General features: G+C 64.4%; 18 protein-coding genes. 7 read left to right on the top strand and 11 right to left on the bottom strand.

What is annotated here, in order from left to right; translation table 11 throughout:
- The first annotated feature begins 11 nt into the window (after positions 1–11).
- Positions 12–986 carry an ABC transporter permease gene (locus C5L14_RS18125; protein ID WP_105863653.1) on the top strand — a complete coding sequence of 325 codons (975 nt, stop codon included), beginning with the start codon at positions 12–14 and terminating at the stop codon, positions 984–986.
- A gap of 107 nt (positions 987–1093) precedes the next feature.
- Here the strand turns inward: C5L14_RS18125 and htpG are convergent, their stop codons facing one another.
- The 6 genes from htpG to C5L14_RS18095 all read right to left on the bottom strand — a co-directional run bounded on the left by htpG (position 1094) and on the right by C5L14_RS18095 (position 8196).
- The gene (htpG, locus tag C5L14_RS18120) at positions 1094–3010 is read right to left on the bottom strand and encodes a molecular chaperone HtpG (protein WP_105863462.1); all 1917 of its coding nucleotides are present in this window, start codon (positions 3008–3010) and stop codon (positions 1094–1096) included.
- A gap of 615 nt (positions 3011–3625) precedes the next feature.
- Positions 3626–3904 carry an HPr family phosphocarrier protein gene (locus tag C5L14_RS18115; protein WP_245197316.1) on the bottom strand — a complete coding sequence of 93 codons (279 nt, stop codon included), beginning with the start codon at positions 3902–3904 and terminating at the stop codon, positions 3626–3628.
- A gap of 233 nt (positions 3905–4137) precedes the next feature.
- Positions 4138–4539 (bottom strand): PTS sugar transporter subunit IIA, encoded by a 402-nt coding sequence (locus tag C5L14_RS18110; protein ID WP_068296680.1) that lies wholly within the window; start codon positions 4537–4539, stop codon positions 4138–4140.
- A 295-nt stretch (positions 4540–4834) separates the two neighbouring features.
- Positions 4835–5302 carry an HPr kinase/phosphorylase gene (locus C5L14_RS18105; RefSeq protein WP_181161225.1) on the bottom strand — a complete coding sequence of 156 codons (468 nt, stop codon included), beginning with the start codon at positions 5300–5302 and terminating at the stop codon, positions 4835–4837.
- A gap of 322 nt (positions 5303–5624) precedes the next feature.
- Positions 5625–7367 (bottom strand): sensor histidine kinase, encoded by a 1743-nt coding sequence (locus C5L14_RS18100; RefSeq protein ID WP_105863460.1) that lies wholly within the window; start codon positions 7365–7367, stop codon positions 5625–5627.
- Positions 7368–7497: 130 nt separating this feature from the next.
- Positions 7498–8196, bottom strand: a complete 699-nt coding sequence (locus C5L14_RS18095) for a response regulator transcription factor (RefSeq protein ID WP_105863459.1) — start codon at positions 8194–8196, stop codon at positions 7498–7500.
- Between the two features lie 263 nt (positions 8197–8459).
- Here C5L14_RS18095 and C5L14_RS18090 point away from each other — a divergent pair, with 263 nt between their 5' ends.
- Complete coding sequence (locus C5L14_RS18090) at positions 8460–9236, top strand: HugZ family protein (protein ID WP_105863458.1); 777 nt, start codon at positions 8460–8462, stop codon at positions 9234–9236.
- Between the two features lie 171 nt (positions 9237–9407).
- Here C5L14_RS18090 and C5L14_RS18085 read toward each other — a convergent pair whose 3' ends face one another.
- The gene (locus C5L14_RS18085) at positions 9408–10229 is read right to left on the bottom strand and encodes an alpha/beta fold hydrolase (RefSeq protein ID WP_105863457.1); all 822 of its coding nucleotides are present in this window, start codon (positions 10227–10229) and stop codon (positions 9408–9410) included.
- A gap of 126 nt (positions 10230–10355) precedes the next feature.
- Between C5L14_RS18085 and C5L14_RS18080 the strand changes: the two genes are divergently transcribed.
- Complete coding sequence (locus C5L14_RS18080; RefSeq protein WP_105863456.1) at positions 10356–11366, top strand: GlxA family transcriptional regulator; 1011 nt, start codon at positions 10356–10358, stop codon at positions 11364–11366.
- A gap of 175 nt (positions 11367–11541) precedes the next feature.
- On the opposite strand, the gene C5L14_RS18075 is transcribed toward C5L14_RS18080, so the two are convergent.
- From C5L14_RS18075 to C5L14_RS18060, 4 genes are all read right to left on the bottom strand, one after another.
- Positions 11542–12783 (bottom strand): MFS transporter, encoded by a 1242-nt coding sequence (locus C5L14_RS18075; RefSeq protein ID WP_428832637.1) that lies wholly within the window; start codon positions 12781–12783, stop codon positions 11542–11544.
- 339 nt (positions 12784–13122) lie between these two features.
- A complete protein-coding gene (locus C5L14_RS18070; protein ID WP_105863454.1) occupies positions 13123–14508 on the bottom strand; it encodes a hypothetical protein in 1386 nt (461 codons plus the stop codon).
- 97 nt (positions 14509–14605) lie between these two features.
- Positions 14606–15025 carry a RidA family protein gene (locus tag C5L14_RS18065; protein ID WP_105863453.1) on the bottom strand — a complete coding sequence of 140 codons (420 nt, stop codon included), beginning with the start codon at positions 15023–15025 and terminating at the stop codon, positions 14606–14608.
- Positions 15026–15149: 124 nt separating this feature from the next.
- Complete coding sequence (locus tag C5L14_RS18060) at positions 15150–15845, bottom strand: NUDIX hydrolase (RefSeq protein WP_105863452.1); 696 nt, start codon at positions 15843–15845, stop codon at positions 15150–15152.
- 255 nt (positions 15846–16100) lie between these two features.
- On the opposite strand from C5L14_RS18060, the gene C5L14_RS30000 reads away from it, so the two are divergent.
- The 4 genes from C5L14_RS30000 (at position 16101) to C5L14_RS18045 (ending at position 20427) form a co-directional block, all read left to right on the top strand.
- Positions 16101–16403, top strand: coding sequence for a hypothetical protein (locus C5L14_RS30000; protein ID WP_146126948.1), 303 nt, complete (start codon positions 16101–16103; stop codon positions 16401–16403).
- 327 nt (positions 16404–16730) lie between these two features.
- Positions 16731–17786: an SPFH domain-containing protein gene (locus tag C5L14_RS18055; RefSeq protein WP_105863451.1), complete on the top strand. Its 1056-nt coding sequence runs from the start codon at positions 16731–16733 to the stop codon at positions 17784–17786.
- A 209-nt stretch (positions 17787–17995) separates the two neighbouring features.
- Positions 17996–18886 carry an NAD(+)/NADH kinase gene (locus tag C5L14_RS18050; RefSeq protein ID WP_105863450.1) on the top strand — a complete coding sequence of 297 codons (891 nt, stop codon included), beginning with the start codon at positions 17996–17998 and terminating at the stop codon, positions 18884–18886.
- A 353-nt stretch (positions 18887–19239) separates the two neighbouring features.
- A complete protein-coding gene (locus C5L14_RS18045; RefSeq protein WP_105863449.1) occupies positions 19240–20427 on the top strand; it encodes a pyridoxal phosphate-dependent aminotransferase in 1188 nt (395 codons plus the stop codon).
- Positions 20428–20472: the final 45 nt, after the last annotated feature.

Below are 20472 nucleotides of genomic sequence, written 5' to 3'. Positions count from 1 at the left end.
AGGACCGCCGCATGTCGACCACCACCTCTCCCGATCCCACGCGACGGCGCCTCGGCTGGCTGACGGGGCGGCTCGAAGTGCGCATGCTCGGCCTCGCCATCGTGCTGGCGATCTGCTTGTCGCTGCTCTCGCCCTATTTCCTGACGCGCTCGAACATCTTCAACATCCTCGACCAGTCCGTGGTGATCGGCATCGTCGCCGTCGGCATGACCTTCGTCATCCTCACCGGCGGCATCGATCTTTCGGTCGGATCGGTCGCCGGCTTGACGGGCATCATCCTCGGCCTTGCCGTGCAGCAATATCCGCCGGCCCTGGCGGTGGCGCTCGCTATCCTCAGCGGGGCCGGCATCGGCCTCGTCTCGGGCATCCTGATTGCCTATTTCGGCCTTGCCGCCTTCGTGGTGACGCTGGGCGTGATGGCGATCGGGCGCAGCCTCGCCTATATCCTCTCGGGCCAGACGGCGATCGCCTCAATCCCCGATTCCATGCAGGCGATCGTCTATACCGACTTTTTCGGCATTCCCGCCAACGTGCTGTTCCTGGCGCTGCTCTATATCCTGGCCTGGGCCTATCTGACTTATACCAAGGGCGGGCGCACCATCTATGCCGTCGGCTCCAACAAGGAGGCGGCGCGGGCGGCGGGATTGAGCGTGATGTTCTACTCCATCCTGCCCTATGTGGTTTCGGGGGCGCTCTCGGCTGTGGCGATCACCTTCTCGATCGGCCAGATCCTCTCGGCCGATCCGCTGATGGGCAATGCCTGGGAGCTTGACGCCATCGCCGCCGTGGTGATCGGTGGCGCCAGCCTGTTCGGCGGACGCGGTTCGATCATCGGCACGCTGATCGGCGTGCTGATCATGGTGATGATCCGCAACGGCCTCAATCTGATGGGCGTCTCGCCCTTCTGGCAGGGCTCGGCCATCGGCACCATCATCATCGTGGCGCTGCTATTCGAGCGCCTGATCGGGCAGCGGGCGGGACGGTGAGAAACGGCGGGTCGATCTCCACTCTACTGCGTCACGAAGCGTGACCATACCCTCCCCATCAAGGGGAGGGTAAAGAGGCGCTGCGCCCACTCGGCCCGCCCGCTCGCTTACCCCAGGCTCTTGGCCAGCACCTGCGACAGGCGCTCGGCAAAGCCCGCCGGGTCGGTCGGCACCGTGCCGTCGAGAATACGGGCCTCGTCGAGCAGCAGGCGCGTGGCGCTCTCGATGAAGGCCGCGTCGCCGCCGGCCTCGCGCGCCGTGGCGAGCCGCGTCACCAGAGCGTGGCGCGGATTGATCTCCAGGATGGGCTTCTGCAGGGCGCCGTCGAGCTTGCCGGCGCTGGCAAGGATCTGCTCCATGCGCTTGTCCATGCCGTTGTCGGGCGCCACCAGGCAGACCGCGCTGGAGGTCAACCGCTCGGAGGCGCGCACGTCGGAGACGTCCTCGCCCAGCGTGGTCTTGAGATAAGCGATGTAGGAGGCGATGGCCGCGCTCACTTCCGGCGTCTGTTCCTCCGGCTTTTCGGCCAGCGGGATGAGGTCGAGATCGGCAGCGCCCTGCGTCACCGACTTGAAGGGCTTGCCTTCGAAGCCGAGAGCCGAGGTCACCCAGAAGCTGTCGACCGGATCGGACAGCAGCAGCACCTCGATGCCGCGCGCGCGGAAGCCTTCGATATGGGGCGAATTCTCCAGGCGCTTGGCGTCGTCCCCGGCGAGATAGTAGATCGCCGTCTGGTTGTCCTTTAGGCTGGCGACGTAGTCCTTGAGCGAACGCCATTCGCCGCCCGAGGTCGTGCTCTTGAAGCGGGCGAGGCCGAGCAGGGCGTCCCGGCGTTCGAAGTCCTCATAGAGGCCTTCCTTCAGGACGGCGCCGAAATTCTCCCAGATCTTGACATAGGCCGGGGCGTCCGAAGTCGCGAGCTTCTCGAGGTCGGAAAGCACGCGGCCGGTCGCCGCCTTGCGGATCGCCGTGAGAAGCGGGCTTTCCTGGATCATCTCGCGCGAGACGTTGAGCGGCAGATCGGCGGAGTCGATCAGGCCGCGCACGAAGCGGAGATAGCCGGGGAGCAGGTCCGCCTCGTCGGTGATCAGCACCCGCCTGACATAGAGCTTCATGCGGCCCTTGCGCTGGGGATCGAACAGGTCGAACGGACGCGAGCCCGGCACGAAGGCCAGCATCGTATATTCCTGCCGGCCCTCGGCCCGGAAATGGATGGTCAGCGCGGGATCGTCGAACTGGCCGGCGGCGCTGCGATAGAAATCGGTGTAGTCCGCTTCGGAAATGTCGGATTTCGGACGGGTCCACAGGGCTGCGCCATCGGCGATCTGCTGCGGTTCGGCATCCGGCTTGTCGGCGAGCAGGATGGGCACCGGCACATGGCCGGAATGGGTCTTGATCAACCGCTCGATGGTGTAGGTCTCGGCATAGGACTTGGCGTCCTCCATCAGGTGGAGCACCACCTTGGTGCCGCGCGCGGGGGCCTCGTCGAGGCCGACAGGCGCCACCGAATAGGAGCCCTTGCCGTCTGAACTCCAGACATTGGCGACATCGCTGCCGGCACGGCGGGAGAAGACTTCCACCTTATCCGCCACCATGAAGGTCGAGTAGAAGCCGACGCCGAACTGGCCGATCAACTGGCTGCCTTCGGCCTGTTGGGCGCTTTCCAGCCGCTCGACGAAGGCCTTGGTGCCGGAGCGCGCAATGGTGCCGAGAGCCTCGATCATCTCCTCCGCGCTCATGCCGATGCCGTTGTCGGCGACCGTGATGCGCCTGGCCACGGCATCGAGGGTGATGCGGATGGTGCCCTTCTGGTCTTCGCCCAGCAAGGAAGGATTGGACAGGGCTTCGTAGCGCAGCTTCTCGCAGGCATCGGCCGCATTGGAGATCAATTCGCGCAGGAAGACATCCTTGTCGGAATAGACCGAGTGCACCATCAGATGCAGCAGCTTGGCGACGTCGGCCTCGAAGGTGTGGTTCTGCGGCGCGGCAATGTCCGGGCCTGCGCTTTCGGCTTCAGCGCTCATGAAAACTCACTCTTGCTTGATGATCGTCTTGGGACTGGGTGGCGGGAACGCCGCTGCACAGATGGACAATCTCGGCGAGGGATTCAAGAGCGGGTTTGAAAAGGGGCGGCGGGCGCCGGACTATGGAGGCATCGCATCCGTGGGAGGGGCAGAAGCGGACGTCCCTTCCGCTTCTTGGTGGCCAGCATGCGCGACGGATCGTGAGCCTAGGCCCGCCCAAGAGAGCCAAAAAGAAAGGCCGGTTCCAGAGGAGCCGACCTTTGATATTGGGTCATCAAACGCCACCTCGGCGGACCCGGTCCGACAAAGTCGGGGGGCTGGGGGGCTGAGGTTTCCGGCTTACGCCGGACCGGGTGCCGAGGTAACGAGAAGGAAAGTCGCGCCGGGCTGGGGCGGCCCCTTGGCTGGATTGCGGCAAAGTCGTGACTTTTGGTGAAGTTATATTTCCAGTGTGCGTTGCGGCAATATCCTGCCCAAAAGGCTCTGATCCACGCACGAAAATGCCACCGCGGCATCGCCGACGGGCCCCGACAAGATGAAGATGGGGAAGTAGGCGGGCGAGCCGCCTCTTATCGCCGCCGCGGCCTCGAGGCCACCAGAGGGCGTGACGTTGCCTCAGGCTTCCTCGCCGAACTTGTCGGCCAAGAGCGCTTCCAAGGCGTCCATGCAGGCCTGGGCATCATGGCCCGCCGTCTCGACCACGATGCTGGTGCCGCGGGCCGCGGCCAGCATCATCAGACCCATGATCGACTGGCCGCCGACCGTCTCGCCGCAACGCGTCACCTTGACGGTGGCATCGAACCCTTCAGCCGTCTGCACGAATTTCGCCGAGGCGCGGGCGTGCAGGCCCTTGAGATTGATGATGGGGAGGATGCGGACGATACCACCGTCCATGGTGGGAGCGGGAACCGCTTCCGGCTCTTCGCAAGCTTGCTCGTCAGTGCTGCCGGTCTGCATCTGCTGCTTGTGCATCGAGGAGGTCTCCGCCTGCATCTGCACCGGGGTGCACCCGCTTGGGGCACTGCTGCCCCAACATTTGGCCCAAGGATTACTGAAGGCGAGCGGTACCGCAAGAGCCGCTTCGGCAAGTTTCTGGCCGTGGCCAGCATAGTTGAATGAACGTCGAATCATTGGCCTGACAACACACGACTGGCAATGTTGATATATTTCCTGCCAGCCTCTTGAGCACGCGTGACCGCCTCGGCGAGGGGAACCTCGCTTCGCAGCCGCGCCAGTTTGACGAGCATGGGAAGGTTGATGCCGGCCACGACCTCGATGGAGGGGCCGCTCATCACGGAAATCGCCAGATTTGAAGGTGTTCCTCCGAACATATCCGTGAGTACAGCCACGCCGGAGCCGTCCTCGACCCGGCCGATGGCATCGATGATGTCGCGGCGTCGCTGCTCGACATCGTCTTCGGGGCCGATATCGATGGCCTCGACATTGCGTTGCGGCCCTACCACGTGTTCGAGGGCCGACAGGAACTCGGTCGCAAGATGACCATGCGTGACAAGCACCATGCCGATCATAGGTTGATCCGCATTGAATCTTTCCGGTCGCCGTCGCTATCGCGACAACAATCCAGGTCCGTTTCGCTTTCGCGCCACCCGGTGTTGAGCAAAATGAGACGACGCCTCCGCAACGCACGGCCAGGATGCCCTTCGGACAGCCTGCAACCCGTAGCTTCGGGAGCTGATATTATTCCCGCGCTGCACAAAAACAAGCCTCTCTCCGGCTCACATTGTCGCAGTCTCGTCACATCAAGGCCATAGGCGTCAACGTTTCGTTAACGCAACCTATGACGGTTCGGGCCTGAAAAATCGGTCAAACCGGCGGCAATTGCGGCAAGATGGCCTCGATGAGAGCGACAGCCCGCTGAAAATCGCGCGGAACGGGCAAATAGGGCAGGTCAACGCCTTTCAGGCGAATGTGCCGAATTTTTTTGCTGGGGATGGCGATCTCCGCGTCATCGTCGAGGATATCCACAACCAGGCCTACGGGCACCGAGGGCTGCCAGTCGATCCGTTCAATGCCGGCATCCCTCAGGCCGGTTGCGCGCCGCTCGATCAGGCCGGCGATGCTGGCCGGCACGGAGGCGATCAGCCTGTCCTCGGCGGGCTTGAGGTAAACCCGGTCATCACCCACCAGACGGGCCTGGCGGCCGCGGGCCGATGCCGTCTCGATGAAATGCAGGGCGATCCGGCTCTTGCCGGCACCGGAGGCGCCGCGCAGCAGAATGCCCCGCCCGTCGAGGACGAAGCAGGTGGCATGCACGGTGGGCGAGGCGGACATCGTTTGGGCCCGAGTACTGGAGCAAAGCGCGTTTAGACGGAAACGCCGCATTGCTGCAACCCTTTGATTGGACGCGTCATTGCGATTCTCGGCAATTCCGCCAAATCGCAAAACGCTTCAGGGTCGGAATTCTGATTTCCGGGCGACTTTCCTATGTCGTTGCGAGCGAAGCGAAGCAATCCAGAGGCGGGAAACCTTGCATTCATGGGTCTGGACTGCCTCGCCCGCAATGACGGCCGGACAGCGCAAGGATGACGGCGAGGCTAAAGCGGTTTCCAGAGACGCTGATAGGCTTTTCGATTAGGAAATCGCTGTTTTCTCTTTACGCCTGCGCGGCCGGCAGGCGGGCGACGAAACGGGCGCCGAGCACCTTGTCGCCGTCCTTGCGGTTCTCGACCCAGAGCTTGCCGCCATGGGCCTCGATGATCTGCTTGGAGATGGACAGGCCGAGGCCGGAATTCTGGCCGAAGCCCTGTTCCTCGGGACGGTCGGTGTAGAAGCGCTCGAAAATCCGCTCGATGGCATGGTCCGGTACGCCCGGCCCGTCGTCCTCGACCGCGATCTCGACGTCATTCTTGTTCCGCCGCAACTCCACCCGTACCTCGCCGTTTCGGGGCGAGAAGGAGCGGGCATTGTCAACGAGATTGTTGATGACCTGACCGAGCCTGGAATCATGGCCGTTGATGAAGAGCGCCGTCGGTGGAAGGCCCGTCGGCATGGACAGGCGGACCTTGACGCCGTCCTCGCGCTCGACGCTGTTGAACACGCCGGTGAGGGCGGTCAGGAGCTTGACGAGGTCGACGGGCTCGGCGCCGGAGCGCAGCAGTTCGGCATCCAGACGCGAGGCGTCGGAAATGTCCGAGATCAGGCGATCGAGGCGACGGACATCATGCTGGATCACCTCGAGCAGCCGGTTGCGCGAGGTGTCGTTGCGGGCGAGCGGCAGGGTCTCGACGGCCGAGCGCAGCGAGGTCAGCGGGTTCTTGAGTTCATGGGCAACGTCCGCCGCGAAGCTCTCGATCGCCTCGATGCGCTTGAACAGGGCGTTGGTCATGTCGCGCAGGGCGCCGGAGAGATGGCCGATCTCGTCGGAGCGCTCGGTGAAATCGGGGATTTCCTGGCGTGATTTCACGCCATAGCGCACGCGCTCGGCCGCTCGGGCCAGCTGGCGGATCGGCCCGGCGATGGTGCTCGCCAGCAGGATCGACAGGATCACCATCACCACGGCGGCAACCGCGAAGACCCGGAGGATGGCGAGGCGTTCGGCCGTGACGATCTCGTCGATCTCGCCGGGACGGGTGGAGAGCAGCAGCACGCCCAGCACAGATTTGAAGCGCTGGATCGGCACGGCCACCGAGACGATCGATTCGTTCTGCTCGTTGATGCTCACCTGGGTGGAGGGCGCGCCGTTCAGCGCCGTTATCACCTCCGGATAGCCCTTGCCGTTCTGGTTGCCGAGTTCCTTGTAGAGCGGCGCATCGGAGCGGAAAAGATAGCGCTTGACCGTATTCCAGACTCTCTCGGCCAGATTGGGTTCCGGCTTGGGCTGCGGCAGGTCGGTGCGGACGATGTCGGAATAGATGAACAGGGCCCTGGAATCGATCACCAGATTGCCGTCGCGATCATAGACCCGGGCGCGCAATTTGGTCGGCGAGATCAGGCGCCGCATCAGCGGCGCGACCTTCTCGGGATTGATCGGAAAGTCGAGCGAGCTTGCTTCGTCGCTATCCTCTTCGCCCGCCGCCTGCTGTTCCAGGAGCTTTTCCGGATCGATGCGAATCGACCCGGTCTCGACCGTGGCCGAGGCCGCCACCGCACTCGCCATGATCTCGCCCTGGGTGAGCAGGGCCTGCACGCGCGCGTCGATCAGGCCTTCGCGGAACTGGTTGAGATAGAAGATGCCGACGACCAGGGCGACCAGACCCGCCAGGTTCAGCACGACGATGCGCCGCGTCAGGCTCGAGAAGGTCTGCACGGTGATGGCGCGCAGGGCCAGCCGCAAACGCCGCCGGATGATCGACCTCGACTTCGGGTGCTCGGATTGGGACGCGCGCTCGGGGCTCATCGGGGCTGGTACGAAATTCTATCGAGAGGAGCGCGAGAGCCTGCTTCACGACATGAAGAAGGCATTATTTGACAGAGCGGCCTTCCCCGCCGTGCGGGGAAGGCCCTCAGAACTGGCCGGAAGGAAACCCTCACGCTTCCTTGAAGCGATAGCCGACGCCGTAGAGCGTTTCGATCATCTCGAAATCGTCATCGGCCTGCTTGAACTTCTTGCGCAGGCGCTTGATGTGGCTGTCGATAGTGCGATCGTCGACATAGACCTGGTCGTCATAGGCCGCATCCATCAGGGCGTTGCGGCTCTTGACCACGCCCGGGCGCTGGGCGAGCGCATGCAGGATGAGGAACTCGGTGACGGTGAGCACCACGGCCTCGCCCTTCCAGGTGCAGGTGTGGCGTTCGGGATCCATGCGCAGCTGGCCGCGTTCCAGGATCTTGGCATCCGAAGCCTTGGCGGCGGCGGCATCCTTGGGCTGGAAACGGCGCAGCACCGCCTTCACGCGCTCCACCAGCAGGCGCTGCGAGAAGGGTTTGCGGATGAAGTCGTCGGCGCCCATCTTGAGGCCGAACAACTCGTCGATCTCCTCGTCCTTGGAGGTGAGGAAGATCACCGGCAGTTCGGACTTCTGGCGCAGGCGGCGCAGCAGCTCCATGCCGTCCATGCGGGGCATCTTGATGTCGAAGATGGCGAGATCCGGCGGATTGGCCTTCAGACCGTCGAGAGCCGACATGCCATCATTATAGGTCTGGATGCGATAGCCTTCCGCCTCCAGCGCGATGGAAACCGAGGTCAGAATGTTGCGGTCGTCGTCGACCAGCGCAATCGTCGGCATTGCAATCCTTTCATGACGCGGTGTAACCGCTAAAGGCTATTATGATGCTTTGCGCGGCAAATCACCATACTTGCCATCGCATTCTACGCCTAAACCGGCAGAAGTGTGACAATTATCGGTTCAAAACGGTACTTCTTGTTGCCAGTTGGCGGTAAACCGGCATTTTTGCACGATCCGGAAGCGTTTTGCGATTTGGCGGAACCGCCAGGCATCGCAAAGACGCGCCGAACCAAAGATTTGAGAGCAAGCGAGTCTTCCGCGCCATGTCTTCGAGCGATACCACGCGTCTGCCCGGCCAGCCGGTTCCGGCGAACCAGCCTGCCGATTTCGAGCCCGTGAAGGAGGGCAAGGCCCTGCTCAGGCGCATCCGCGCCGGGGCTCTGGCGACGCTTGATTCGACCGATGGCTTTCCCTTTGCCAGCCTCGTCAACATCGCCACCGACTTTGACGGCGCCCCGCTCCTGCTGCTTTCCCGGCTGGCGGCCCATCGGACCAATATCGAGAAAGACGCCCGCATTTCCCTGCTGCTGAGCGAAGGCGGCAAGGGCGATCCGCTCGCCCATGCCCGCCTGAAGGTGAAAGGCATGGCCGAGATGGTGGAAGGGGAAGAGGCCGCGGCTCGCTGCAAGGCACGCTTTCTCGCGCGCCATCCCAAGTCAGCGCTCTATGCCGATTTTCCCGATTTCAGCTTCTTTCGCGTGAGGGTGAGGGCGGGCCACCTCAATGGCGGCTTTGCACGTGCTGCCCAACTGTCGGCGGATGAACTCCTCACCGATATCGGCGATGCCGCGGCCTTGCGCGACGCGGAGGCCGGGGCGATCGAACATATGAACGCCGATCATGCCGATGCCGTCAGGCTTTATGCCACCAGGCTCCTCGGTGGTCGTGACGGCCCCTGGCGCATCACCGGCATCGATCCGGAGGGCCTGGATCTCGCCTTTGCCGACGATACGCTGCGCCTCGCCTTCGACAAGCCGGTCCTGGATGCCACCGCCCTGCGGCTGACGCTGGTGCACCTGGCCGAGAAGGCGCGGGGCTGAGGGGTATTCCGGCCAAGACGGATAAAGCGCAACAAACCTTCTCCCGCTATAGCGTTTTGCGAGACGGAGCCACCAAGAATCGCAAAGACGCGTCAGAACAATGAGCTAGAGCAAGTAAGCGTTCACGCTTGAACGCGCTTTGCTCCAGGGGAGAAGGTTAGTCGCGTCTCCTCACCCCTTGATGAAGGCGAGCAGGTCGGCGTTGAACTGATCCTGCTGAGTCAGGGTCAGACCGTGCGAGCCGCCCGGATAGACCTTGAGCGTTGCGTTGGGGATCAGCTTGACCGACTGATGGGCGGAAGCGCCGATCGGTACGATCTGGTCGTCGTCGCCATGAATGATCAGGGTCGGCACGTCGATCTTCTTCAGGTCCTCGGTGAAGTCGGTTTCCGAGAATTGCTTGATGCAGTCGAGCTGGCCCTTGAGGCCGCCCAGCATGCCCTGCAGCCAGAAGGATTCGCGCGCGCCTTCGGAAACCTGGGCGCCCGGACGGTTGTAGCCGTAGAAGGGCAGGGTCAGGTCCTTGTAGAATTGCGAGCGGTTGTCGAAGGTGCCCTTGCGGATGCCGTCGAAGACCTCGATGGGCAGGCCGCCCGGATTGGCATCGGTCTTCAGCATCAAGGGCGGCACGGCGCCGACCAGGACCGCCTTGGCGACATGCTTGGTGCCGTGGCGGCCGAGATAGCGGGTGACTTCACCGCCGCCGGTGGAATGACCGACGAGAACCGCATCGTGGAGATTCAATTCCTCGATCAGTTCGGCGAGGTCATCCGCATACTGGTCCATATGGTTGCCGTCCCAGGTCTGGGTCGACCGGCCATGGCTGCGGCGGTCATGGGCGATCACCCGGTAGCCATGCTGTCCCAGGAACACCATCTGGGCGTCCCAGGCATCGGCGCTCAAGGGCCAGCCATGCGAGAAGACCACGGGCTGCCCGCTGCCGAAATCGCGATAGAAGATCTGGGTGCCGTCTTCCGTTGTGATCGTGCTCATCGTTTGTCTCCTGTCGGGTTGCAGTACCGGCCGCCTTGGTGGCGTCGCCTTGTGCAACATTGAATAGCGCGCGGCAGACGTGATACGGATTGGCGAAACTGACATTGTTCGAGGCAAAACTGACAAATGGAGATCGGTAATAGCTTACCAGAAATCGGCTTGCTGCTGTATCCGGGCGTGCGCACGGCCGCCGTTTACGGCATGGTCGATCTCTTCGATGCCGCCAACGACATTGCGCGTCGCCGGGCCGGCGATGCCGACATCGGCATTCGTGTCTCCCAGTGGAAGATCGCCGCGGGCGGCGGCATCGAATGCGTGGCGGACAGCCATGCTTCGAGGCCCCACAAGCCGGTGGCGATCGTCGCCTTGCCGGGGCTCGGCGATCTGCCGTCCCATGCCGTCTCCGCTCCTTTCGCGGCCTGGCTGCGCCAGCGCCACGACGAGGGTGCCATCCTGTGCTCGGTGTGCGCCGGCGCCTTCCTGCTCGCGGAGACCGGCCTGCTGGGCGGGCGGCTGGTCACGACGCATTGGAGCTTTGCCCAGGCTCTTTCCCGGCGCTTTCCCGACATCCTGATCGATACCGACAAGATGATCGTGGACGATGGCGACATCATCACGGCCGGCGGCATCATGGCCTGGACGGATCTCGGTTTGACTCTGGTGGAGCGGGTACTCGGGCCGGAAGTGATGCTGGAGACGGCGCGCTTCCTGCTGGTCGATCCGCCGGGGAGGGAACAGCGCTATTATTCGAGCTTCGTGCCCAATCTGCGCCATGGCGATGAAGCCGTGCTCAAGGTTCAGCGCTGGCTCCAGGAACAGGAGGAAGGCGAGGCGGACATGCGCCCGGTTTCCCTGGCGGCGATGGCTGACAGGGCCGGCCTCGAAGAGCGCACCTTCCTGCGCCGCTTCCACAAGGCGACGGGCCTGAAGCCGACCGAATATTTCCAGCATGTCCGCGTCAGCAAGGCCCGCTCGCTGCTCGAAACCACCAATCGCAATGTCGACCAGATCGCTTGGTCGGTCGGCTATGAGGATCCGGCCGCCTTCCGCAAGGTGTTCGCCAAGCTGATGGGGTTGTCTCCGCGCGATTATCGGCGCCGGTTCGCCGCCGGGCCGGCGATCGGGGCAGCGGCCTAACACCATCGTCGTGATGGGGCGGAACCTTGGATTTGCGTCATTGCGAGCGCCGCGAAGCAAACCAGAAGCCCCGAGCGGTGCACTTGACCGAGAGCGGATTGCTTCGCGGCGCTCGCAATGACGCGTCCGATCAAAAAGTTAGAGCAAAGTGCGTTCCGTCTAAACGCGCTTCGCACTAGCCTGCAACGGCAGCGGCTTCCGGTTCGCGCCTGTCGGAGCGTTCCAGGGCCCAGGACACCAGGAAGACCAGCAGGCCGGCCACGGCCAGGAGGGCGCCGACCCAGCCGGTCGACGCCCAGCCGAAGCCGGCGGCGACGGCAACGCCGCCGAGCCAGGCGCCGAGGGCATTGGCGATGTTGAAGGCCGAATGGTTGAGCGCGGCCGCGAGCGTCTGGGCATCGCCAGCCACGTCCATCAGGCGGGTCTGGATCGCCGGGCAGATGGCGAAGTTGCAGCCGATCAGGAAGACGCAGAGCGAGATCATCCAGGGATTGGATGCGGTGAGGCCGTAGAGCGCCATCACCACGATCACCCAGACCAGCATGCCGCCGATGGTCGCCATCAGGGCGCGATCCGCCAGCCAGGAGCCGGCGATGTTGCCGACATTCATGCCGATGCCGAACAGCACCAGCGCCACCGGCACGAAAGCCGGCGAGAAACCGCTGAGCTGGGTGAGGGTGGAGGCGACATAGGTGTACACGGCGAACATGCCGCCGAGGCCGATGGCCGGAATCGCCAGGGTCAGCCAGACCTGCTTGCGCCTGAGGGCGCCGAGTTCGCGCAGCGGGCTGGCGCCCGGCTGGACCTTGTCGAGCGGCATGAAGGCCAGGATCAGCATGGCGGTAAGAGCGCCGATGGCGCCGACGGTGGCGAAGGCGAGGCGCCAGCCCAGGGCCTGGCCGAGCCAGGTGGCGAGGGGGGAGCCGACCAGTGTCGCCAGGGTGATTCCCATCATCACGCGCCCGACGGCCTGGGCGCGCCGATTGGGCTCGGCCATGCCGGCGGCGACCAGGAAGGACACGCCGAAATAGGCGCCATGCGGCAGGCCCGCCAGGAAACGGAAGCCGATCAGTTGGTAATAGCCGCTCGCCAGGGCGCTGGCGGCATTGGCGGCGGCGAACACCACCATCAGCCACAGCAGCAAGGTACGGCGCGCCATCCGGGCCGAGAGCACGGCGATCACCGGCGCGCCGACGACCACCCCGAGCGCATAGGCGCTGATCATGTGGCCGGCCTGCGGCTCGGTGACCAGAAGCCCGTTGGCGACGTTCGGCAGGATGCCCATCGAGGCGAATTCGCCGGCGCCCACGCCGAACGCGCCGACGGCGAGGGCGAATTCGATCCAGGCGGTGCGATGGCGCTGGGAGGGGCTGCCGGCGTTCAGGTCGGCAAGGGAGGCGGTGGCCGGATGGGTCACGGGAAGGCTTTCAGGGCAAGGAAGACGAAACAAACGAAATGAGGAAGCCGGCGGCGCGGAAGCGCAGGCTGGCAATGGCTTGAATCGGCGATTTGGGAACGATCTATTGCATCGCAATATTGCTGGCGACGGCGAGAATGTAAATCGGTTTACGTCTGCATTTCGGCATGGCTCGGGCATGAGCTATGCCTGAAGACGGACGTCTCGCTCGCTCTTGGAAATGCGGCGGTTCGCAGGGACGGCGTTTGGCTGCAAGCGCCTCTATCCTGAGTTCCCTGCGAGAGTGGCTAAGCGGGTCGGCTCCACGGCCGAGCAAGGCTGCCCGCGACCCTGATGCGGCTAATAGGGCTTGGCTGCCACATAGCCATAATAGTTCATCAGGAAGTCCCCCAGCGTGAGCGTTCCGCTCAAGGGTACCTCGCGATAACCGTTGCCCCAGGTGTAGATGTGGAACCTGACCTCGCCATTCTCCAGCTTCATCTCGGATTGCAGCACGACCCAATGATCGTCGCGGATATCGGAGCTCTGGGTCTGATGGCCGTCGACCATGTTGGAGCCGATGAGCAGGACGACATGGTAGCCCGCCGCGAGCAGCCGGTTTGCCTCCTTCATGTTGTCGGTGTCGCGCTGGTGGCGGAAGAAGTTCGCATCCTCCCGCACATCCGTGTAGCCGGCCTGGCCGAACCAGTAGGCCAGTTCCATCGGCGTCGTCATGCCCGAGAACCCGCCACCGGTCGAATCGTAGTGGATGGCCCAGTCGTTGGAATTACGGATGCTGGCCAGCGTCAGCCAGTCGACCGGCGCAATATCGGAGGATGAGGGAGCCGCATGGCGCAGATCGGCTTTCGGCTTGATCGGAAGTCTGTAGAGCACGCCCTCGCCCTTGTCGTACATGTCGCAAGCGAAGGCGGCATAGGTTCCCGGGCGGTCGCGCAGGACATTGAAGACCAGCGCAGCCGGCCCGCACAGATTCGTCTGGTTCTGGTCGAGCGTCCCCGGGTAGGCGACGCGGATGATGATGCCGATGCCGACTTCGTCCCGGTCGAGGTTCGGCCATTGGGCGCGGCCGAGTTTGCGCATGAAGTCGCAGGCGCGGCCGACGGCATAGCTGCGCTGGACCGAGGAAACGTCGAACGGCCATTTTGCGATCATCGTGCCGGCCTGGTCGACGAAGCGCTCCAGCATCGTTTTCGATCGCGGCATGATGGTGTTGGATTTCTCGCTGATCATCTTCAAATCGGCGAGTTCGCTCTGCGTCACCCGACCATCCTGCAGGGTCGCCCGGAGAATCTCGACGACCTCGACATGGTTGAGATGGTGATCATTCGCCAGGGCCTCGCGCAGCGCCTTGGACACCGATTTGCTCTGGAACACGCCCCACGGCCCGGCGGGAGCAGCAGCCGGTGTCGGCGAGGGACGCGCCGCCAATTCCTCCAGCTTGGCGATGGCCGCGCCGGTAGGTTCGATGAAGCCCGTCTGGTGCGCGGGAAAATATTTCTTCTGGAACGTCAGGATGGCGCTGCACAGCGCATCGCTGGCAATGCCGCCGACGACACGGCCTGTAATGCCGGCCTCCGCTCCGCCTTCATTCCTGGGAATGAGGTTGAGGAGGGCGATGACGATCTGTTGGTCTTCGGCCCAGTTCTGACACTGGGCGCCGGTCGAAGCGTGGCGGCCGACGCGCGCACGAAGGGGTATGGCGATCCTCCTTCTCGCGATTGGCACTGTCTTCTCGCGATCGGTACTGTCCCGGATGGACTGACCTTATCGACGCCTGGCGTTTTGAGTATCCACTTTATAGGGGAGGCGCGTGACTTGCCCGTTATCGGCCCGTGTCCGTGCTTCCCTTCTCGTCCGGCAGCACGGCAATGGCGTCGATCTCCACCAGCACGTCGGGCAGGAACAGCGAGGCGACGCCGACGAGGGAACTGGCCGGCGGCCGCTCTGTGCCGATCCAGCGATCGCGCACCGCCCGGATCACCGGCAGCTGGCTGGGCTCGTAGTCCCGCACGTAGATGGTCACCCGGGCCAAGGCGCTGAAATCAGCACCGGCCGCCTGAAGAGTGGCGAGGAGATTGGCGAAGACCTTGTCGAGCTGGGAGGCGAGGTCGTCGCCCACGACCTTGCCCGCTTCGTCGAACGGAACGTGGCCGGAGAGCAGCAACAGGCGGCCGTCTTCGACCAGCATGGCCTGAGAAATGCCGGGAATGGTAGAGCCGGGTGGATTGATCGGGCGTAGCATGAAGACTTCCTCCGTCAGCCGGAGCGTTTTGGCAGGTGAAGATGACGCTGTCTCGACCCATGCATCTCGCCGAAAGGCGCGCAACCTTCTCGGTCGAGAAAATGCGTCCAAACAACGGGCCGGTTCACACCGTCCTGTCGAATTCCGTCAGCGCCCGCCGGGCCAGGCGATAGAGCTGCGCCGGGCGCTTGCGTTCGGCGGTGGCCGTCGCCTTGGCGTCGACTTCCTCGAGAATCTGCATCTCCATCAGCTTGCGGCGGAAGGCGCTGTCATTGAGTTGAGCGCCCATGGCCTTCTCGTAGACGGCCTTGAGTTCGGGCAGGGTGAACTGCTCGCCGAGCAGGAAGGCCGGCAGAGTGGAATAGCTCGCTTTCGAGCGCAGCCGCGCCAGGGCGGCGGCGATCAGCCTGTCATGGTCGAAGGGCAGGGGCGGGCAGCGGTCGGGATCTACGCGCTCGAAAGGCGGGGCGCCGGCTGCCTCGGCGGCGGCCAGGCGCTCTTCCGGCACCAAGGCGAGATAGACGACGGCGATCGACCAGCCCCGCGGATCGCGGTCCGGGCCGCCGAAGCTGCGCACCTGTTCGAGATAAAGGCCGTCGAGCCTTGCCTTGGCGGCGAGGATGCGCCGCGCCGAGGCCTCGATATCGGCATCCTCCTCCGGCCTGACATAACCGCCGATCAAGGCGAGCGCGCCGCCATGGGGATCATATTCGCGCCGTTGCAGGCAGAGCCGCAGGCCATCCTCGTGCAAGGTGACGAGAACGATGTCGACCGTGGCGATCGGGCGCTGTTCAGGCCCGGCAGGAGGGGCGGAGGGCATTTCGGCATCCATTCGCTGAAGTGTGGAGCAACGGCAGGGTCCATGGGCGCTCCCCGCCTGCGCTGCCAATTCCACCCGATCGCCATAGCACAGCCGAAAGCCGGGGCAAGAGCAAGACGCAAAATGCAATTTGTGATTTCATGGAGTGGCAAACACGCTTTCACGGATACGTTCCCCTCATTGCGTGTTCGCTCGGGAACTGACCGGCGCTGCGATCCACCGTGGAATGGCGTCCAATCCGGAGTGGAGGGAGATATGCGTTCATTCCTGTCGTCAGCCTTGCTGGTCGTCCTCGTCGCGGGCTGCGCCGAACATCGCCCCGAGGTCGTCAGCAAGCCCTACATCCCCCATGTGCCGAGAATCCCCGGCAATTACGAAGCCGCCGCCCGCTTGCCGGTACCGCCCCGGCCGGAACCGCAGCAACCGTCCTCGTCCGGCAATTTCCTCGAAGAGATGGACCGGTCGGACAGGGTCTATTGTTCCACAATGGTCACGCCCACCCATAGTTCCTATCGCTGGTGCAACAAGCATAGCTACCCAACCAAGTACGACCGATAGGCCTGTCTCGGCAGTATCTCCCGAAGCTGGGGGGCTCGGATCGGACGCCTGCACGTTCGCGCGCAGAGCATTTCGCGACTGGACGGAGTCGCCGGGAATCGCAAGGACGTACGTCAGAACAACGAGTTAGAGCAAATGAGCGTTCACGCTTGAGTGCGCTTTGCTCCAGAGCTGTCGGAGGCGCTGCCGGGGCCGGGATCCGCCGGCGATGTGCGCTCCAGCACCAACGAAAAAGGCAGTTCATTAAATTACAAAATACAATTTGCACTTTGTAATTTAATGACTTAAAACGAACTCTATCGACCTCGATCACCTCAGGAGCCAGCCATGGCCACCATTCGCCGCTATCCCTTCTTCAGCCACGCCCGTGTCGAGGCCTCCTCCTTCCTCGGCGTCTACAGGCGAGGCCGCCTCGCCCGGTCGGGCAGGGGCCAGGCCGTATGGTTCTCGCCGCAGGGCAGCACCTCGCTGGTGGAGGTGCCGGCCGATGATCGCAATCACATCGTCGCCGTCACCGGGCGCACTGCCGATTTCCAGACGGTGAGCGTGCAGGGACTGGCAAGCTGGCGCGCCCAGGAGCCCGCCTTGCTGGCCGAACGCATCGACTTCTCCGTCGACCTGCGCACCGGCTCCTATCGTGCCGATCCGGTAACCCAGGTCGAGAGCCTGATCGACGGACTGGTGAAGACGGCGGTCGAGCGCTTTCTCTCCGCCCGCAGCATAGGCGCCGTGCTGGCCGAGGGCGTCGGCGCCCTGCTGTCCGAAGTGGAGCGGGATCTCGCCGCCACCGGATCGCTGGCGGCCATCGGCGTTGCCCTCACCGGCATTCACCTGTCCGACCTCACGCCCTCGCCGGAACTGGTGCGGGCCCTGCGCCAGCCGACGGCCGAGAAGCTGCAGCAGGCCGCCGACGAGGCGACCTTCGCCCGCCGGGCCGCCGCGGTCGAGAAGGAAGCGGCGATCGCAGAGAACGAAACCAAGGCGAAGATCCGGCTGGAGGAGGAGCGGGGCCGGCTGTTCGAGCGCGAGCGCGAGAATGAGCTCGCCCAGGCGCGCACGGCCGCAGACAAGAACCTGGTGGCGGCCGAAGGCGAGGCCACGGCCCGGGAGTTGACGGCCCGCAGCCAGGCCGTCACGCGCGGCGTCGCCTCGGAGGCGGAAGCCGAGGCGATCCGACGGCTGGACGAGGCCAGGCTCGCCGGCGAGCGCGTCCGCGCCGAGATCGCCAACACCCTGCCGGTGCTGATCCCGGTGGCGGAGGCCCTGAAGGAAGCCTTCGCCAACGCCAAGGTCGGCACGCTCAATCTCGGCCCCGACGTGCTGGCCCAACTCGGCACCGTGCTCGGCGCAGCCCTGGCCAAGGGCGAGAAGCAGGTGGGGTAATGTCGTACCAGGAGCGTCGACCTTCAGGTCGACATCGTCGCCCTGCCGGCAAGCGCCTCGTTTTCAAGATGTCGATCTATAGCGTTTTGCGATTAGACGGAGTCACCTAGAATCGCAAAGACACGTCAGAACAATGAGTTAGAGCAAATAAGCGTTCACGCTTGAACGCGCTTTGCTCTAGAGATCGACACTCCACTTAGGAGCCCGCCATGTCCCTTCTCGCTCCCCGCGTCATCCTGGTCCGGCGCGAGACCGATCTCGATCGCATCCGGGCAAGCTACACCAGCGCCGCCGCGGCGCGCTTCGTGCTGGAGCGCAAGGGCCTGACGCTGGAGGCGGTGGAGGACACACACCGGCGTTTCACCGAGGCGCTGCAGCGCATACGGACCGCCATCCCGGCGGACTGGCGCCAGGCCACCATTCTGCGGGCCGATGTCGAACGCTTCGTCTTCGGCCCCGAGGATGTCGTGCTGGCGGTCGGCCAGGACGGGCTGGTCGCCAATGTCGCCAAATATCTCGATGGCCAGGTCGTCATAGGCATCGATCCGTTTCCGGGACTGAACGCCGGCGCCCTGGTGCGGTTCGGGGTGGAGGATGCCGGTGACGCCTTGCGGGACGCCGTGAAGGGCAGCATCCGTATCGAGGAGCGGGTGATGGCGGAGGCGCGCCTCGATCAGGGCGAGCGCCTGCTGGCCCTCAACGAGATCTTCGTCGGCCATGCCAGCCACCAGTCGGCGCGCTACACGCTTTCATCGGGAGGGCAGAGTGAGCGCCAGTCCTCCTCGGGCCTGATCGTCGCCACTGGGACCGGTGCGACCGGCTGGGCCGCCTCGATCCTCAAGGCCACCCATGCCAGCCTGGACCTCTCGTCGGTGCAGCCGCGCCTCGGCTTCCTGGTGCGCGAGGCCTGGCCGAGCCCCACCACCGGCGCCGAGCTGGTACGGGGGCTGGTGGAGGAGACGCCTGTCGTCGTGACCTCCGAAATGGACGGCGGCACCATTTTCGCCGACGGCATCGAAAGCGACCGCCTCGCCTTCGACTGGGGCCGCCGTGTGGAGATCGCGCCGTCGGCAAGACGGCTGAGGCTGGCCGTGCCGTGAGGAGGCGACAGGTGTGCCGATCTCCAGATCGGCATCTGCCAGATTGACAAATGTCGTGTTTCGAGAATGCCGATCTGGAGATCGGCACACCTATCCGGCGCCATACCGGCAGGACGGACATTCGCAATCTGCCGCCCTTGGGTTCTGCCGCCCTTGGGTTCTGCCGCCCTTGGGTTCTGCCGCCCTTGGGTTCTGCCGCCCTTGGGGCAAGACGTCGCGGGGGTTACGCCGGATCGCGCGCCATGGTATCGGCTTGCGCCTGTCATTTGGTGTCGGCCGCCGAGCTTCGGCGGGCCTTGATGCGTCTCCTCCAGGAGATCCGTATCCCGGGGGCCAGTTCTTAGGAGTGTACCGTGCGCTTTGCTTCCGTGACCGATCGTTTGGCCGATTTGGGTGCGGCGAAATGGGCCGTGCATTTCGAGTCGCGCCGCCGTGTCGCCGCCGGCGAGCCGATCATCGAGCTCACCATCGGAGAGCCCGATACGCCGGCGCCGCAGGCGCTGATCGATGCCGCCATCGCCAGCCTTCAGGCACGCCGCATCCGCTATTCCGGCGGGCGTGGCGAGCCATCGGTGCTTCAGGCGATCGCTGCCAAATATTCCAAGCGCACCGGCCGCAGCATCACCACCGACAACACCGCCTATATGCCCGGCACCCAGACCGCCCTCTACGCCGCCCTCGCCGCCCTGGCCGAGGCCGGTAACGAGGTCCTGGTCGGCGATCCGCTCTATGCCACCTATGAAGGCGTGATCCGCGCCAGCGGGGCCGACATCGTGCTGGTGCCGCTCGACCCGGCCAATGGCTTCCATCTGCGCGCCGAAGACCTGGAAGCCCGCATCACGCCGCGTTCGCGCGTCCTGCTGCTCAACTCCCCGCATAACCCGACCGGAGCCACGCTGTCGCGCGACGAGATCGCCGCCATTGTCGACGTCTGCCGCCGCCACGATCTGTGGATCGTCTCGGACGAGGTCTATGAGATGCTGTCCTATGGCGCGCCCTTCGCCTCGCCCTTCGACCTGGCCGAGGGGGCCGAGCGCACCGTGGTGGTGTCTTCGCTCTCCAAGTCGCACATGCTGCCGGGCATGCGGGCCGGCTGGTGCGTCGGCCCCACGGAATTCATCGAGCGCCTGCTGCCGCTGTCGGAGATGATGCTGTTCGGCGGCCAGCCCTTCATCCAGGACATGGCGGCCTATGCCCTGAGCGAAACCTTTGCCGAATGTGCCGAGAGCGCCGAGAGCTTCCGCGTGCGGGCCGAGATCCTGCCCGAGATGCTCGCCAATGCGCCGGGCCTGCGTTGCCCGAAGCCCGAAGGCGGCATGTTCGCCATGGTGGACGTCTCCGGCACCGGCATCGACGGCGAGGCCTTTGCCTGGCGTCTGCTCGAAGAGGAGAAGGTGGCCGTCATGCCCGGCGCTTCCTTCGGTCAGCAGGCGGCGGGGCACGTGCGCGTCGCCCTCAGCGCCGATGCTTCGCAACTGCGCGAGGCCGCCAGCCGCATGGTTCGTCTGGCGATCCGGCTGAACCAGGGCAAGGCGGCCTGAAGCAGGATTTTCCTTCTCCCCCTGTGGGAGAAGGTGTCCCGAAGG

It is taken from the genome of Labrys okinawensis (genome assembly GCF_002982075.1).
In the GTDB taxonomy this organism is placed as follows: domain Bacteria; phylum Pseudomonadota; class Alphaproteobacteria; order Rhizobiales; family Labraceae; genus Labrys; species Labrys okinawensis_A.
The sequence above is the reverse complement of the archived record's forward strand: the minus strand, read 5'-3'. Positions and strand labels throughout refer to the sequence as shown.